The sequence below is a fragment of the Capnocytophaga sp. oral taxon 412 str. F0487 genome (genome assembly GCF_000271925.1).
Taxonomy (GTDB): Bacteria; Bacteroidota; Bacteroidia; order Flavobacteriales; family Flavobacteriaceae; genus Capnocytophaga; species Capnocytophaga ochracea.
The window spans coordinates 16605-31616 of the sequence record NZ_AJZR01000032.1 but is presented as its reverse complement, the minus strand read 5'-3'; the positions used below and the strand labels follow the sequence as shown (position 1 = coordinate 31616).

General features: G+C 40.4%; 17 protein-coding genes, 1 tRNA gene and 1 pseudogene. 11 read left to right on the top strand and 8 right to left on the bottom strand.

The window, feature by feature from the left end; translation table 11 throughout:
* Nucleotides 1–20 precede the first annotated feature (20 nt).
* From sppA to HMPREF1321_RS05430, 3 genes are all read left to right on the top strand, one after another.
* The gene (gene sppA, locus HMPREF1321_RS05440) at nucleotides 21–1793 is read left to right on the top strand and encodes a signal peptide peptidase SppA (protein ID WP_009421756.1); all 1773 of its coding nucleotides are present in this window, start codon (nucleotides 21–23) and stop codon (nucleotides 1791–1793) included.
* 94 nt (nucleotides 1794–1887) lie between these two features.
* A complete protein-coding gene (locus HMPREF1321_RS05435; RefSeq protein WP_002675145.1) occupies nucleotides 1888–2085 on the top strand; it encodes a hypothetical protein in 198 nt (65 codons plus the stop codon).
* Between the two features lie 44 nt (nucleotides 2086–2129).
* Nucleotides 2130–2933, top strand: a complete 804-nt coding sequence (locus HMPREF1321_RS05430; RefSeq protein ID WP_034575777.1) for a TrmH family RNA methyltransferase — start codon at nucleotides 2130–2132, stop codon at nucleotides 2931–2933.
* A 59-nt stretch (nucleotides 2934–2992) separates the two neighbouring features.
* Here HMPREF1321_RS05430 and HMPREF1321_RS05425 read toward each other — a convergent pair whose 3' ends face one another.
* From HMPREF1321_RS05425 to HMPREF1321_RS05390, 8 genes are all read right to left on the bottom strand, one after another.
* A complete protein-coding gene (locus HMPREF1321_RS05425) occupies nucleotides 2993–3697 on the bottom strand; it encodes a phosphoadenylyl-sulfate reductase (RefSeq protein WP_009421716.1) in 705 nt (234 codons plus the stop codon).
* Between the two features lie 4 nt (nucleotides 3698–3701).
* Nucleotides 3702–4496 carry a DUF3298 and DUF4163 domain-containing protein gene (locus HMPREF1321_RS05420; RefSeq protein ID WP_009421767.1) on the bottom strand — a complete coding sequence of 265 codons (795 nt, stop codon included), beginning with the start codon at nucleotides 4494–4496 and terminating at the stop codon, nucleotides 3702–3704.
* A 2-nt stretch (nucleotides 4497–4498) separates the two neighbouring features.
* A complete protein-coding gene (locus HMPREF1321_RS05415; RefSeq protein ID WP_034575757.1) occupies nucleotides 4499–4810 on the bottom strand; it encodes a type II toxin-antitoxin system RelE/ParE family toxin in 312 nt (103 codons plus the stop codon).
* Entirely contained in the window at nucleotides 4800–5054 is a 255-nt protein-coding gene (locus tag HMPREF1321_RS05410) for a hypothetical protein (protein WP_002676515.1), read from the bottom strand. The genes HMPREF1321_RS05415 and HMPREF1321_RS05410 overlap by 11 nt, the downstream gene beginning before the upstream one ends.
* Nucleotides 5023–5715, bottom strand: coding sequence for a metal-dependent transcriptional regulator (locus HMPREF1321_RS05405; RefSeq protein WP_002675151.1), 693 nt, complete (start codon nucleotides 5713–5715; stop codon nucleotides 5023–5025). Before HMPREF1321_RS05405 ends, HMPREF1321_RS05410 begins: the two co-directional genes overlap by 32 nt.
* Before the next feature lie 57 nt (nucleotides 5716–5772).
* Nucleotides 5773–6300, bottom strand: coding sequence for an acyl-CoA thioesterase (locus HMPREF1321_RS05400; protein ID WP_015782391.1), 528 nt, complete (start codon nucleotides 6298–6300; stop codon nucleotides 5773–5775).
* Between the two features lie 4 nt (nucleotides 6301–6304).
* Entirely contained in the window at nucleotides 6305–7672 is a 1368-nt protein-coding gene (locus HMPREF1321_RS05395; protein ID WP_009421733.1) for an SPOR domain-containing protein, read from the bottom strand.
* Between the two features lie 98 nt (nucleotides 7673–7770).
* Nucleotides 7771–7842, bottom strand: a tRNA-Arg gene (locus tag HMPREF1321_RS05390).
* Between the two features lie 691 nt (nucleotides 7843–8533).
* Between HMPREF1321_RS05390 and HMPREF1321_RS05385 the strand changes: the two genes are divergently transcribed.
* From HMPREF1321_RS05385 to sufD, 8 genes and pseudogenes are all read left to right on the top strand, one after another.
* Nucleotides 8534–9364 carry a TerC family protein gene (locus HMPREF1321_RS05385; protein WP_009421713.1) on the top strand — a complete coding sequence of 277 codons (831 nt, stop codon included), beginning with the start codon at nucleotides 8534–8536 and terminating at the stop codon, nucleotides 9362–9364.
* A 256-nt stretch (nucleotides 9365–9620) separates the two neighbouring features.
* Nucleotides 9621–9881 (top strand): annotated as a pseudogene (locus tag HMPREF1321_RS05380) (hypothetical protein); the annotation flags it as partial.
* An 11-nt stretch (nucleotides 9882–9892) separates the two neighbouring features.
* Nucleotides 9893–10417, top strand: coding sequence for a hypothetical protein (locus HMPREF1321_RS05375; RefSeq protein ID WP_009421755.1), 525 nt, complete (start codon nucleotides 9893–9895; stop codon nucleotides 10415–10417).
* A gap of 24 nt (nucleotides 10418–10441) precedes the next feature.
* Nucleotides 10442–11227: an SDR family NAD(P)-dependent oxidoreductase gene (locus tag HMPREF1321_RS05370; protein ID WP_009421753.1), complete on the top strand. Its 786-nt coding sequence runs from the start codon at nucleotides 10442–10444 to the stop codon at nucleotides 11225–11227.
* A 56-nt stretch (nucleotides 11228–11283) separates the two neighbouring features.
* Nucleotides 11284–11700, top strand: a complete 417-nt coding sequence (locus HMPREF1321_RS05365) for an EamA family transporter (protein WP_009421714.1) — start codon at nucleotides 11284–11286, stop codon at nucleotides 11698–11700.
* Nucleotides 11701–11914: 214 nt separating this feature from the next.
* The gene (locus HMPREF1321_RS05360; RefSeq protein ID WP_009421722.1) at nucleotides 11915–12856 is read left to right on the top strand and encodes a hypothetical protein; all 942 of its coding nucleotides are present in this window, start codon (nucleotides 11915–11917) and stop codon (nucleotides 12854–12856) included.
* A 57-nt stretch (nucleotides 12857–12913) separates the two neighbouring features.
* Nucleotides 12914–13654 (top strand): Fe-S cluster assembly ATPase SufC, encoded by a 741-nt coding sequence (gene sufC / locus HMPREF1321_RS05355; RefSeq protein ID WP_002675160.1) that lies wholly within the window; start codon nucleotides 12914–12916, stop codon nucleotides 13652–13654.
* 12 nt (nucleotides 13655–13666) lie between these two features.
* On the top strand, nucleotides 13667–14968 hold the full coding sequence (gene sufD, locus HMPREF1321_RS05350; protein ID WP_009421770.1) for a Fe-S cluster assembly protein SufD: 1302 nt from the start codon (nucleotides 13667–13669) through the stop codon (nucleotides 14966–14968).
* The last annotated feature ends 44 nt before the right edge of the window (nucleotides 14969–15012 follow it).

Here is a 15012-nt window from a genome sequence, read left to right as displayed (position 1 = left end):
ATCATTAAAACATCAACAATATGACTTTTTTTAAGACTCTCTTAGCCACTATCCTCGGATTCTTTATCTCTATGGGGATATGTTTTATTCTTTTCCTCATCTTTATTTCTGTGATGATAAGCTCAGTGGTAGGTGGTGCCAAAGGTGAAGAAGTGAGTGTGAAGGACAACTCTGTACTCGAACTCTCTTTTGAAGAACCATTAGTAGACTACGGCGAGCGCATAACCTTTAAGGATTTCGACTATACCTCTGAATCCTATAACGGACTTAATGCAACTCTCAAAGCTATTGAGAACGCCAAAACCGACAAGCGTATCAAAGGTATTTACCTCAAAAGTACGGGTAACATCGGCGGATTAGCTTTCGCTCAAGAACTTCGCAAGGTTTTGGAGGATTTCAAGACTTCCGGCAAATTCGTCTTAGCTTATAGCGATGAAATTTCCCAACTCGATTACTATCTCCAAACCGTAGCCGATAAGGTGTATATTAGTCAGCTCGGAAGTGTTGCGCTCCGAGGTCTCTCTTCTGAAGTCCTTTTCTTCAAAGGGCTCCAAGAAAAAAGCGGTGTACAAATGGAAGTGATTCGCCACGGCAAATACAAAAGCGCTGTAGAACCTTTCTTAGACAATAAGATGAGCGATAACAACCGCAAGCAACTCACCGAATTACTCTCTGCTATGTGGAACGTCATCGTTACCGATATCGCTAAAAGTCGTAATATTTCCGTAGAAAAACTCAATGAAATAGCTACCAATGTAGGTGGACGCACAGCACAGTTAGCTAAAAACAACGGACTCATAGACGGCATTCTTTTCCGTGATGAATTCGAGCAAATCATCTGTGATAAAACCGGTAGTAAAAGTATTGATAAGGTTGATTTTATCAAAATTGAAGATTATGCCGAAGCCGTAGTAGGCAAAGCAACGGGCAAACACTTCAAAAACAAGATAGCTGTTATCTATGCCGATGGTGAGATTATGCAAGGCGAAGGACGTGCCGAAATCGTAGGTAATGAAACCATTATCCGTGCCTTGCGCAAAGCCTCTGATAATAAAGATATAAAAGCTATTGTGCTTCGTATCAATTCCCCTGGTGGCGATGCCTTAGCCTCTGAATTGATGCACCGAGAAATCGAAGTTACTAAAAAGAAGAAAAAGGTATATGTCTCTATGGGCAACTATGCCGCTTCTGGTGGCTATTATATTGCGTGCAATGCTAACCGCATTTTTGCAGAAGCAGGTACTATCACCGGTTCTATTGGGGTATTTGGCGTAATTCCCAATGTAAATGCCTTAGCTACCAACTGGGGTATAAATGCCGAAACTGTAAGCACTCACCCCAACGCTCAGTTTTATAGTGTATTCCAAAAACCTACTGAACAATTCAAAAAAGAAATGACCGAATCTATCGAGCAAGTGTATACTGTATTTTTAGACCGTGTAGCCAAAGGGCGTGGTAAAACTGTTGCCCAAATAGACTCCATTGCACAAGGAAGAGTATGGAGCGGTAAAGAAGCTCTTGCTAATGGTTTGGTAGATGAAATCGGCTCGCTAAACGATGCTATCGCCTACGCTGCTAAAGACAACGGACTTAAAGAATATCGCACCGTTTCTTACCCCACTTTCGAAATGGACTTTAAAGCAATGTTCCGTCGTTTTGGAGCGAATCTGAGAGGTGAAGACTTGCGAAATGAGATGGGTGTAGAAGCTTATGAAGTCTATCAGCAGGTGAAACGTATCGCTCAGCAACGTGGAGTGCAAGCCCATTTAGAATACGACGTGAAACTGAAATAGTTATAAAAATTAACACAATATTAACACCTAAAAACTTGCTTAGTTCATTTTAAAGAAGTACATTTGTACAGTGAAATTCTAAATAGATGAAGTTATGAAACGAGCTACGTTTGAATATACCACAATGATTTTATCGAAAGTGAGTTTCGACCCTAACCTATTTTGTAAGGAACTAAAAAAAGCTATTGATAGGTTATTACCTTATGAAATAGAAGAACTGAAAGTTTGGTTAGATGACTACACCAAAAATAAGCCCGAGCTGATGCAATGTATGGTGCTTATGGATAAATGATAACAAAAGCTGCCTACGAGAGTAGGCAGCTTTATTTCTTAAAAATGAATATCACCAGTACTCAAAACCCCCTAATAAAGAAAATAGTTCTCCTCAGCGAGAAATCGCGTGAGCGTAAAAAAGAAGGAATATGTGTAGTAGAAGGTGCCCGCGAAATACGCTTAGCCCTTGAAGGAGGCTACACTCTCGAAACACTGCTATATCAGCCTGAGATTTTTGCAGAAGAACACTTGCTAAAACTCCTTAGCTATACAGCTCAAAGAGTAAATCCTATCGCTATTAGCAAAGAAGTATACCAAAAGATTAGTTATCGCAGTTCTACTGAGGGGGTTATTGCCTTAATACAGACTAAAAAGCACAGTTTAGACACGCTGGCTTTTGCAACTGACTCTCCTTTGTTATTGGTAGCTGAAGCCCCTGAAAAACCAGGGAATATAGGGGCACTCCTTCGCACTGCCGATGCTGCTAATATAGACGCGGTGATTATTGCCAATCCTAAAACTGACCTGTACAACCCTAATATTATACGCTCGAGCGTGGGGTGTGTGTTTACTGTTCCTATCGCAACGGGTAGTACTACTGAAGTGATTGCTTTTCTCAAAGCCAAAGGTATCAATAGCTATTGCGCTGCTCTTACTGCCTCTAAACCTTATTACGAAGTATCGTTTGAGAAAGCCAGTGCTATCGTAGTAGGTACGGAAGACCAAGGTCTTACAGAGGAATGGCTTACTCATAGCACTCAGAACATTATTATCCCGATGGAAGGTGTAATCGACTCTATGAATGTATCAGTTGCTGCTGCTGTGCTTATTTTTGAAGCGAAAAGACAAAGGGTAAAACTTAATTAATAAAATATTTATAGAGAATAAAGAGCTCCACTTAGCTTGCTAAGTGGAGCTCTTTATTATTATTTGTGTTCGTGTAGTCCGCATTCTTTTTTACTATTGCTTTCCCACCACCAACGACCTGCGCGAAAATCTTCACCCTCTTTGATAGCACGAGTACAAGGGGCACAGCCTATGCTCACAAAACCTTTGTCGTGTAGCACATTATAAGGAATGTTATGTGCTTTGATAAAGGCTTTGGTATCTTCAAACGTCCAATGGAGGATAGGATTGTATTTAAAGAGCTGGTAAGTATCGTCCCATTCGAGTATAGGGAGGTCTTTACGAGCATTACTTTGGTCGGCACGCAAACCTGTTACCCATACTTTCTTGTCTTTTAGCGCTCGGCTAAGAGGTTCTACTTTGCGTATATGACAGCACTCTTTGCGCAGTTCTACTGAGCGATAAAAAGACAAAGGTCCATTTTTGTGTACATATTCTTCTATATCGTGTGTTTTGGGATAATAAGGCAAAATATGTGTATTGTAGCGTTGTTCAGTGCTTTCCCAAACTGAGTAAGTTTCGTTGAACAAACGACCAGTATCTAAGGTGAAAATACTGATAGGAATTTGGTTTGCGAGAATGAGGTGAGTAATAGCTTGGTCTTCTAACCCAAAGCTGGTTGAAAAAACTATCTCATTAGGAAATTGTTCAGCTAAAAAAGCGAGACCTTCTACTTCTGTTTTTTGTAAGAGAGCGTTATGTAATGTTGTTAATCGTTCTTTCATAGTGTTATTTATTGTCAGCAAAAGTGAGGTAAGGCATAATTTCTTTTATAGGAACTTTCACTTCAAAAGGCGTATCTACATAAGGAGCTATCTCAAAAGGTTCATAGAACAAAATGAGAGCATCGGCTGCTACACCCATTTGGTTAGGAAGACGAAAGGTTCCATCTTCAAAATCAAACTTCTTATCATCTAAAGGAGTGATGGTGGCGTTTTGTTGTGCTTTCTCAAAATAACGTTTGGCTATTTGGGTTACTTTTTCTTCATCGGTAAAGAGGTTTTCATTGGTAATTACTTCGCCATTATCTAATGCAAAGTGAGTGAAAACTTTGGTTTGTATAGGTTGTGCTTCACCGGTAAAAGCATAACGGTTGGACACTAAAGAAAGCATCTTGCTGTTTTGCCACATAATGCTATCGGTAGCGATAAACTCGAAAGCAGGGAGCTCAGGGAAATGTTCGTGAAGCTTATAGTAATCTTTTGTAAGGCTATCTAAAGCTTTTTCTATACTGATACCTTCCACTTGTAGAGAGTCGTCGTTGGAAAGGAGAAAATTGGAGAGTTGTAGCTCTATTTCTTGATTGAAATTCTTAGCAAACTCGCTATTACCGTTGCAATATAGATAGTTTAGGCTTACAGAGAAACAGTTATCTTCGCAATTCTCATCGCTACGTTCTATAGTTTTCTCTTCAAAGCTGATTTTTTGAGTACGGGTATAGTGACGGTAAATGCAATAACCGCAGTAACCGATTATTATAATGAATATAAGACCTAAAATAAGGCTTAATTTTTTCTTGTTCATATTTAATTATTTCTATATCTTATTTTTCTTTTTGTATGAAGAATATTGATAACATAGACCCTCTCTTTCAAAGTTCTTGGGGTAAATTTGACTATATAGAATATTGCATATGGGAATGTTTTAGTATAACAAACTCTAATTTCTCCATAGCATTTACGAAATAAATAAGGATTGTCTTTAATATAATTCAAACATTTTTCTACTTGCTCGTTAAAGCGTCTCCCAAGATTTTCATCTATATCAGTATAAAAAGCTAAAACTTCCAAGAATCGAAGTTTGGCGTTGGGTCTTAAAATCAATTTATCAATAGCCATACCTCAATTTTACTTCTTTTTGAATATCTTCCCAAGAGAAGTTGTTGGCTTCATTTCCTGTAAGTATATCTTCCTCAAGATCTTTTAAATCCTGTGCCAAGATTTCTTTTTGCTTTTCTGAAATTTCATATACACTTTCAATATCAGCTTCATTATAAAGCATCTGATTGTACTGTTCAACAGGAATGACAGCTAAAATATCTTTTCCTTGCTTATCTTTGATGTATTGTACTGTTGTATTCATTTTTTTTAAAATTTCCATTAACATAGATATTTCGGCATACCATTGCTGATAGGTTGATTTGTTTGTCGTTTACCAGTAGAGTCATAGAGTCGTCGAAGGGTTCTTTGCTGAGTACTTCTATTTCGTCGCCAAGAGCTATATTCATTTTGTTGAGGTAAACGAGAAATTCCTTAGAGGTGTTCTTTACCGCTGCACATATACCTTTATCGCCTTGTTTGAGCTCGCTTAATAGGGTTTGAATAGTGGTGGTAAAAACGCCTTCTTTGTTAGGAATCGGGTCGCCGTGGGGGTCTTTTTTAGGAAAATCGAGGAAAGCATCGAGGCGCTCTATAAGTTTTTCTGACTGTATATGTTCTAACTCTTCGGCTATTTCGTGCACTTCGTCCCAAGAAAAATTGAGTTTTTCGACTAAGAATACTTCCCAAAGACGGTGTTTGCGAATGATAGCAATAGCTTTTTGCGTACCTTTTTTAGTGAGTGTTACCCCTTGATATTTCACATAGTTGATGAGCCCCTTATCGGCTAACCTTTTAAGCATATCGGTTACTGATGAAGCTTTGGTATTCATCACTTCGGCAATAGCATTGGTATTCACCTCTTCTTTCTTTTCGTTATAAAGGTGAAAGATAGCTTTCAAGTGGTTTTCTTCAGATAAGGTCATTTTGCTTTGTTTTTAAGAGAAAAACCGCCTTTTACAGCGGTTCTATTACTAAATGCATCAGCTATTTTCTAATTCAGTAAAGAGAGCTTTTAGCTCGGTAGCGTCGTGCGGACTGAGTTTACCTGCAAGCACAAGACTCAGTTGGCGACGTTGTAGGGCACCGTCGTAACGTTCTTTTTCGAGCTGGGTTTCTGGTTCTATCTCAGGTACTTTTACGGGGCGACCATTTTCGTCTACCGCTACGAAAGAGTAAATCGCCTCGGTAGCTTTGGTGCGTTCGCCATAGATATTTTCCATCCACACATCGATATATACTTCCATAGAAGTAGAGAAAGCACGTGAGATGGCGGCTTCGACCGTTACGATGCTTCCTATGCGTATGCTGTGAGTAAAAGCCACGTGGTTTACCGATACGGTAACGGTTAAACGCCCAGAGTGGCGTTGTGAGGCAATACTAGCAGCTCTATCCATACGGGCGAGGAGTTCACCCCCAAACAGGGCGTTGAGGTGATTGGTTTCGCCTGGGAGCACGAGGTCGGTGAGTATAGTACGTGAGTCAGAAGGTTTTTTCTTGAGTTTCATCATTATTTTAGGGTTGAGTTAGTATCCAGCCACCGTCGAGTTTTTTCTCTTCTTTAGAGTTTTGTACTTCTTTTTGTTGTAGTTTAGCTTCGTCCATAGAATCGAAACCGCCATAACTTACTTGGTACAAACCTCTGGCATTCATTCCTAATACGAAAGCGTTTTTATACCCTAACTTTTGGAGTTGTTTCACTCGGGTTTCTGCGTTTTTCTCGTCCTTAAAAGCCCCTGCAATCACTTGATATTTTTTAGCTGCCATTGCCGAATTTGTACGTACAGGGGTAGAGGCTACACCTGAGGTATTGGTTTGAGCGGGCTTAGGTGTTGTAGTGGTTTGTGCAGGTTTGGGCGCGGTGCTGGTTTGCGCTGGCTTAGGCGTAGCAGTAGCTTGTACAGGCGTGTTAGCGGGCTTGGTTGTCGCTACCGTAGTGGCAGCTTGATTAGTGGACTGAGTAGGTTTTTGTTCAGGCTTTACTTGCTCAGGTTTTACTTGTTCGGGCTTTTTAGCCTTTACTTTTTCTACTTGCAAAGGAATTGCAGGGATAGTAATAGGCGGGGTGAACACGGCTGCTTCGCTGAGTTTTTGGTTAAGACGTTCTTGTACTAAGCTGTCAGTAATTGCAAACTGTTGTTCGTTATTGCCATCGTTTACTACTCTTTCGCCGAAGAGCAGGTAAGCTCCATAAGCCAAAAAGGCTAAGCCTACTGAGGCTACTGCTGTATATTTTACATACGGCATTATTTTAGCAGGTTTCTTTTCCTTAGCTGGCGGTGGGGTAGTCCCTCTGTGGGTTTTAGGAGTATTGGTTACCACAGGAGCTGTAACTTGACTCACAGGACTTTCAGTAGGAGTTACTACGGCATCTTCTTCTGGGGGAAGGTTAGGAATGCCGGTATCGGTATTTGAATGGTCGAGTGTAGGACGGATTTGATTTTCTTCTATTTTCAAATCGGAGGCGGTTACTTCGTGAGGTACGAAAGGCGCCATACCGAAAGAATCGGTAAGGAAATTCACGTCGTCAGCGGGTTCGAAAGAGATACGATTTTCGCCGACTAACCTAAGAGCCCCGATTTTTTCGAGGTTTAAGGTTTGGTCTTGTTGCAAGATGCGTTTCCACCCTTCGACGGCTAAGTTTACGTAATCTTCTACCAAGTTATACTCGATACCTGTTTGTTCGGATATATGCTTGATGAGCAAGCCGTCATTAGAAGTGAGGCTTGGGTTGAAACTGAGCTCTCGTTTAGGAGGGTCGAACGTTTTATCTTCAGCCATTTGGGCTGATTTTCTATTAGATATAAATGCTCCAAACTTAGGGATAATCACGCATTGGTGTTTGTAGAGCAATTCTTCGATGTATACATTTAGGTCTTTCATAATTCCGATATTTTAAGTTATTAAAATGATGGATTTGCCTTTTGAAACAACAAAGGTACGATAATTTTTTATACCGACCAAGTTTTTTGATAAAAAAGTGGTCTTGCCAAGAATCGAACTTGGATCAAAAGTTTAGGAAACTTCTATTCTATCCGTTGAACTACAAGACCTGTGATTAATTTTTTGCAAAGGTACGACTTTTTTTGAAACTACGAAAAAATGTGATGAAAGATGAGAAAATTAAGAAATTAGAAAATTAGAAAATGAGAGAATGAGAGAATAGGGTATTGGCTACAAGAAACGCGCTAGCAGAGAGTTTGTCAGTTTATTCAACTTTGCCAAAGGTGCGAGCCACACAGGCAAAAACTTTGGCAAAGTGTGTGCCGTAAAAAGTGACACGTTGGAGTATTCGGAAGGAAACGGAGAAGTTCGGAAGAGAGCTGAGAGAAGATTTGGTGAAAAAAGGGTGTAAGGAGGGTGGGGTTAGCTTATAGAGAGCTTATAGGAAGCTTATACGAATCTTGGACGATTGGTATAGAAAGGGTGTATAAAAAGTTGATTAATAGTGTGATACAACAAGGCTAAAAATGGTAAAAACGGGGTTTCGAGGCGAAAGAAAGAGGAAGAGGTGATAGGCCTTAGGCCATAGGCACTAGGGGGAAGTGTGACAGAAAAGAGAATTAGAAAATTAGAAAATTGGGAAATTAGCAAATTTGTGGGAGGAGTTTAGGGGGAGTGTGGCGATAGGAAACTTTTCTTATAATGAGGTCTAATTGAATAAGAATTTTATCATTTTAGGCTTTGGGTTGTATTCATATTCAATTTTTGATTTATCTTTGCGTTTTAAAAACTAAGAATAAAATGGATTTTCTTTTTACTGCTGATGCCCTTGTGGCGCTTATTACTCTTACGTTCCTCGAAATTGTATTGGGGATTGATAACGTGATATTTATCTCTATCGTTACGGGTAAACTGCCCGAACATCAACGTAAGCGCGCTACACGCTTAGGGCTTTTTTTGGCGATGTTTTTGCGCATTGCTCTTTTATTGGGCATTTCGTTTCTGATTAGGTTGAAAGACCCGCTTATCAGCCTTGACTGGGGGTGGTTTTCAGCTCATTTTAACGGGCAGGCTCTCATACTGCTTGCGGGGGGTATCTTCCTGCTCTATAAATCGACTAAGGAAATTCACGCGAAAGTGAATCATATAGAACACGTTACACAATCGGATAACCCTAAGGGGCGACAACACGCTTCTTTCGGGGGAACTATTGTACAAATACTGTTGATAGACCTTATTTTCTCGATGGATAGTATTCTTACAGCGGTGGGAATGACCAGCGGGCTGACAGGAGCAATTTATATAATGATTACAGCGGTAGTGCTTTCGGTGGGTATAATGATGCTTTTTGCGAACCCTGTGGGCAACTTTGTAAACCGCAATCCTTCGATTCAGATATTGGCACTTTCGTTCTTGATACTCATTGGTTTTATGCTTATTACTGAGAGTATGCACCTATCGGAAGCGGTATTGGCAGGGCAAACGGTGGGTGCTGTGCCTAAGGGATACTTGTACTTTGCGATAGCGTTTTCGTTAGGGGTAGAGTTTCTGAATATGAGAATGAGGAAGGCTTCACCTCCAGCCTCTCTCCCAAGTACAGAGGAGCAAAGTGAAAAAGAGGTAGAAAAATGATGAATGGTTAGTGATTAATGCAAATGCACGAAATTAGTGATAAGAGGAAGTATAGCTTAGGTTATAGAAATTCGATAAAAAATAAGCAAAAATAAAGGCTTTGTCCTTTTAGAGTCAAACGAAAATAGATTGTAAATGAATGGGCTTATCTCTTAGAGGACGATTTGCCAATCGCCCCTACGCATACCGAAAAGGCGAGTGATTATAAGGTAATCAACTTTTACAAAGGTCGTACCAAGACAGGGTGCGAGCTACAATGGAAGACTTTGAAGTACTCACAGGAGCAGTTGCCCATATAGAAAAACAATATACCGAACTTACCTCTCTCAGTTGGGAAGGACAACGCACCTTTACCGATGAGGATTTTAAGCTTGTGATAATACTCTCTATACACCGAGATACTGGAAAACCCACAGCTATCTTTATAGGGACTACCCAAAAAGCTCTTTTTGATAAACTATTAAATGATTTAAGAAGTTATGGTCTGCAATGGGATTACACTTCGTATGATGATTAAAACTAACGAATATGAAAAACCTTAGAAAAGAACTGCGCCCCGATTTTGCAACCGCAGAAAGGTTATACCCCCTCGTGCTAAAACGTCTGCAAGATTACGAAGCCTTTTATGATGCCCAAAGTGAAGACACTCCTGAGGAAGTATTTGATAAAGAATACAAGGCGATGGAGCAATACCTCAGTGAGCTCACCGGTAAAGACCTTTCCAACACTTGGCTATGGGAATGGTGGGAAAGCAATGGCATTGAAGTCTTTGCCTTTGATTTGGCTATGCCTGACCCTGTAAAACACAACAACCTCACCCGAGAGGACATCGCAGCTTTTGTGCGTATCATCATAAACAATGAATTTGAGTTCGAAAACGATTTTCAAAGGGAGTTTATGCCTTATATGTTTTACAGCGATGGCTACTTCTTTCAGTTTTTAGCACTCAACTGTCCGCACTTTGACCCTACTGTGTTCAATACCACAAAAGATAAAGAGGGTAATTATCACCAACCTACTGTAGAAGAGGTAATGAAAAAGATATGGAGATAACCTAACACTTAAATATCTAAACAAATGGAACTAAATCGTATCAAAGGAAAAATAGCTTTTATCTCGGGTGCAAGCAGCGGGATAGGTAAAGCAGTAGCTGAAAAGTTGGCACAAATGGGCGTCAATTTGATTCTCTGTGCTCGTCGGACTGAGATATTGGCGGAACTGAAAGCCCAACTCGAAAAAGAACACGTTGTGGAGGTCATTACCTTAGCTTTCGACGTGAGAAACTATCAAGAGGTGGCGAAAAATATCCAGTCCTTACCCGAAAAATGGCGACAAATAGATATACTCATCAACAATGCGGGCTTGGCAATAGGATTGCAACACCTCTATACTTACGCCATAGAAGATATAGACCAGATGATTGACACCAACATCAAAGGGTTTACCTATATAGCCAACAGTGTGATCCCGCTAATGATTGCCACCGACAAGGTAGGGACGATAGTGAACGTCGGGTCGGTAGCGGGTGAGATAGCTTACCCCAATGGCAGTGTTTATTGTGCGACCAAGTTTGCCGTAAAAGCCCTCAGCGATGCGATGCGCATAGAGCTAATGGACAAGAAGCTGAAGGTAACGACCGTAAAACCAGGGTTGGTAGAGACCAATTTCAGCAAGGTGCGTTTCAAAGGTGACGAACAAAAAGCTGAGAATGTGTATAAGGGTATCACGCCCCTATATGCCGAAGATATAGCCGACACCATAGCCTATATCGTCAATCTGCCAGATAAAGTTCAAATCACCGATATTACTGTTACCCCGCTCCACCAAGCGGATGCCTTACATATTTATAAATTAGCAGATTAGATAATTTGCTAATTGCTAATTAGTAAATTATACTTACCTTTGTCACAAAATAACGTATGATGTGGTTCGTTTTTGCACTACTTTCGGCTATCTTTGCTGCTCTTACCGCTATTCTTGCCAAAATAGGCATTGAAGGGGTCAATTCTAATGTAGCGACCGCTATCCGCACAGTGGTAGTTGTGTTGCTGGCGTGGGCAATGGTTTTTATCACCCAAAGTCAGCATAATATTGCCCAGATAAGCCAGCGCAGTTGGCTCTTTCTTATCCTCTCAGGAGTTGCTACGGGGGCATCGTGGTTGTGCTATTACAAAGCCCTGCAAATGGGTGAAACTACCAAAGTTGTTTCGGTAGATAAACTAAGTATCGCCATTACCTTTGTTTTGGCTATTATCTTCCTACACGAGGACTTCACCCTTAAATCGGTGATAGGTGCCTCACTCATTACCATAGGTACCTTAGTGATGATATGGTGAGAGTAGGAACGAAACGCCACTAGCAGGGCGGGCTAAATTTTCCCATAGAGAGGTTTTTAAAGAAATTAGGTTATTTACGATAGGTATAGGGTGTCTGTACCACACCTAAACCACGTATGTGGCACGAATATAAGGAGGAGATAGGAGAAATATTTTTTGTTCGTTACGTCAAAAAAGACTACCTTTGCTCCCTAATTTAATTAAAAAAACCGTTATGAGAAAGCTGTTAATTTTAGCAAGCCTTGCTCTCATTGGAGTTGCTTGCCACAAAAGTGATGATGACAATAACAATAATAACAATAAAAAAACTCCTGACCCGTGGGAAGAAAAGGTTATATTACCTACTAAGTACATCATAGAATATTCAGCAGATAGTTCCACCGAAATGGTTTACACCGTAGAGGATGGTTTTATTAAAGAAGCAAAAGAGTACGAAATTTCAGGATCAGAACGAAAGGAGGTCAAACATTTGATTATTAAACCCCTAAAAGGTAAAAAGCTTCCTGCCAGAATAGATATTGATAAAGACGGTATAGCTCAAGAAGTTGTAGAATTTAGCTTTAATGACCAAGACCAAGTTACTGAAATTAAAAAAAGTGAATTAGGAAAGTTTTCTATGTCTATTACTTTTGACTACAAAGATGGGAAGCTAAGTAAATTTGCCCCTATCCCTTCAGTAGTTTACAATCTTACCTACCCAGATGCCCATACTGTGGTGGCAACGGGTGATTCTGGATACGACACATATATCTATACTTTTAGTCCAGAAGGCAACTTGATAAAGAAGGTATACGATAATCTCACAAACGGAGTAGTTTCTTTTAGAAAGACCTATCTATATGAGTATGACTTACAGAAGAAAAACCCCAAGAGAAACTTGCAAATACAACTTATCACGTTAGCAAACACTCCTTTAGAAAATTACACCTTTTATGAGCTTTATGAAGCCACTAATAGCAAAAACCTTGTAGTGAAAGTATTCGAACGAACCCAACAACTAGAAGACTCTAACAACCCTAGCTTAGGACTTACTAAAGGTAGCCCATACTTAAGTACAGAATATAAAAATGAAGCTAATAACCCGCAAGGTTACGCTACTAAAATTACCAAAGTGACGGACGGAAATGATGGTACTATTGAGAAATATGAGTACTAATACAAGCTGTGTCATACTTTATAGTTAGAAGAGAAGTATCACTAAACTCAATTAAGAATGTTAATAATAAAAAATCTCCACGCAGGTGTGGACGGCAAAGAAATCCTTAAAGGAATTGACTTAGAAATAAAAGCAGGCGAAGTACACGCTATTATGGGACCTAATGGAGCGGGCAAATCTACCCTTTCGGCGGTGATTGCTGGTAACGAAAACTTTGAGGTAACAGAGGGTGATATCCTCCTCAATGGCGAAAGTCTGTTAGAAGATGCCCCCGAAGAGCGCGCACATAAAGGCATTTTTATGTCTTTCCAATACCCAGTGGAAATACCTGGAATATCAGTAACCAACTTCATCAAAACTGCTATCAATGAGAGTCGCAAGGCACAAGGATTACCCGATATGCCTGCTGCTGAACTTCTCAAAAAAATACGCGAAAAAGCCGCCCTTCTAGAAATCAATCCTGACTTCCTTTCGCGTTCCCTCAACCAAGGATTCTCTGGCGGTGAGAAGAAACGCAACGAAATCTTCCAAATGGCAATGCTCGAACCTAAAATAGCTATTTTAGACGAGACCGACTCTGGTCTTGATATCGACGCCCTACGCATTGTAGCTAATGGGGTGAATAAACTCAAAAACGAAAACAATGCGGTTCTTGTCATCACCCACTACCAACGCCTCTTAGACTACATCGTCCCCGATTACGTACACGTGCTTTCCGACGGTAAAATCGTAAAAACAGGCGACAAAAACCTCGCCTTAGAATTGGAAGCAAAAGGTTATGATTGGCTGAAAGGATAAGCAAATTAGACTATGAATTTAAAAGACAAATGGGTAGCTACTTTTGAGCAGTTCCCACATAAAGGCGATATATTAAAAGATATTCGCAAAGAAGCCCTTAGTTTCTTTGCTGAAAAAGGTTTCCCACATAAGAAAGTAGAAGCGTGGAAATACACCTCACTCTCTAACCTCCAAGCTACTGATTACAGCTTGTGGCAACCTATTCACAATAAAACAACCCTCTCACCCGAAGTGTTACACAAGTACGTTATCGCGGATTGTTATGTGCTTGTATTTGTAAACGGCTATTACAGTCCCGAAATGTCGAGCAAAGAGATTGCCGGCGCTACCATTACGCCCCTATTAGAGGCGTTGCACAAGGGCGGAGAAGCCTTTATCAAAAAATACTTCAACGCCAATACCGAAAAGGGTGATGTATTCACAGCCCTCAACACGGCTTTTGCCTCAGAAGGGATTTATATAGAAGTACCCAAGGCAAAAGTAGTAGATAAACCCATACAGTTACTGTATTTCAACGACAGAAAAGAAACCACTTGCTACCAACCGCGCAATATTATTGCAGTGGGTGAGAATGCACAGCTCAAAGTCATTGAAGTACACCAAAACTTATCAGATACTGCTACGGCTATCCTTACCAATGTAGTAACCGAGGCATTTGTAGCCAAAGATGCTTTCCTTGATTATTACAAATTGCAAAACGATAGCCTGACGGCTTCCCTTATTGATAACACCTATATTTCGCAAGAGGCAAACAGTCACGCCAGCGTGCATACCTTCTCGTTTGGGGGCACACTCACTCGCAACAATCTCAATTTCTATCACCAAGGCGAGCACTTAGAATCTACTCTCAAAGGGTTGAGCATTTTGCAAGGCACACAGCACACCGACCATTATACGCTGGTGAACCACGCATATCCTAACTGTGAGAGTCATCAAGATTATAAGAGTATCGTAAGTGATGAAGCAACCAATGTGTTCAACGGTAAGATAATGGTAGAGCAAATCGCCCAGAAAACAAATGCTTATCAGCAGAACGACAATATCCTCCTCTCCGATAAGGCAACGGTATACACCAAGCCTCAGCTCGAAATCTTCGCCGATGATGTGAAGTGCTCACACGGCTGTACCGTAGGCTCTCTCAGCGCAGACTCCTTATTCTATTTACAAACACGTGGGATAGGCAAAAAAGAAGCTTCTGCCTTACTCACCTATGCTTTTGCAAATACCGTATTGGAGAGCGTAAGCATTCCAGCCCTTTCGGAGTATATTAATGCGATTATTGCTGAGAAGTTAGGGGTAACAGTAGATTTTTAATAGATGAAGTATTAATAAAAAAGAAAAGCCTACTTGAAATTTTA

Bases quoted from the DNA above. Each gene is read 5' to 3' on its own strand.
- HMPREF1321_RS05415 (WP_034575757.1), bottom strand. From the start codon at position 4,810: ATGGCTATTGATAAATTGATTTTAAGACCCAACGCCAAACTTCGATTC.
- HMPREF1321_RS05370 (WP_009421753.1), top strand. From the start codon at position 10,442: ATGGAACTAAATCGTATCAAAGGAAAAATAGCTTTTATCTCGGGTGCA.
- HMPREF1321_RS05425 (WP_009421716.1), bottom strand. From the start codon at position 3,697: ATGAAAGAACGATTAACAACATTACATAACGCTCTCTTACAAAAAACA.
- HMPREF1321_RS05420 (WP_009421767.1), bottom strand. From the start codon at position 4,496: ATGAACAAGAAAAAATTAAGCCTTATTTTAGGTCTTATATTCATTATA.
- HMPREF1321_RS05405 (WP_002675151.1), bottom strand. From the start codon at position 5,715: ATGACCTTATCTGAAGAAAACCACTTGAAAGCTATCTTTCACCTTTAT.
- HMPREF1321_RS05375 (WP_009421755.1), top strand. From the start codon at position 9,893: ATGAAAAACCTTAGAAAAGAACTGCGCCCCGATTTTGCAACCGCAGAA.
- HMPREF1321_RS05395 (WP_009421733.1), bottom strand. From the start codon at position 7,672: ATGAAAGACCTAAATGTATACATCGAAGAATTGCTCTACAAACACCAA.
- HMPREF1321_RS05400 (WP_015782391.1), bottom strand. From the start codon at position 6,300: ATGATGAAACTCAAGAAAAAACCTTCTGACTCACGTACTATACTCACC.
- HMPREF1321_RS05385 (WP_009421713.1), top strand. From the start codon at position 8,534: ATGGATTTTCTTTTTACTGCTGATGCCCTTGTGGCGCTTATTACTCTT.
- sufC (WP_002675160.1), top strand. From the start codon at position 12,914: ATGTTAATAATAAAAAATCTCCACGCAGGTGTGGACGGCAAAGAAATC.
- HMPREF1321_RS05430 (WP_034575777.1), top strand. From the start codon at position 2,130: ATGAATATCACCAGTACTCAAAACCCCCTAATAAAGAAAATAGTTCTC.
- sufD (WP_009421770.1), top strand. From the start codon at position 13,667: ATGAATTTAAAAGACAAATGGGTAGCTACTTTTGAGCAGTTCCCACAT.
- HMPREF1321_RS05410 (WP_002676515.1), bottom strand. From the start codon at position 5,054: ATGAATACAACAGTACAATACATCAAAGATAAGCAAGGAAAAGATATT.
- HMPREF1321_RS05435 (WP_002675145.1), top strand. From the start codon at position 1,888: ATGAAACGAGCTACGTTTGAATATACCACAATGATTTTATCGAAAGTG.
- HMPREF1321_RS05360 (WP_009421722.1), top strand. From the start codon at position 11,915: ATGAGAAAGCTGTTAATTTTAGCAAGCCTTGCTCTCATTGGAGTTGCT.
- sppA (WP_009421756.1), top strand. From the start codon at position 21: ATGACTTTTTTTAAGACTCTCTTAGCCACTATCCTCGGATTCTTTATC.
- HMPREF1321_RS05365 (WP_009421714.1), top strand. From the start codon at position 11,284: ATGATGTGGTTCGTTTTTGCACTACTTTCGGCTATCTTTGCTGCTCTT.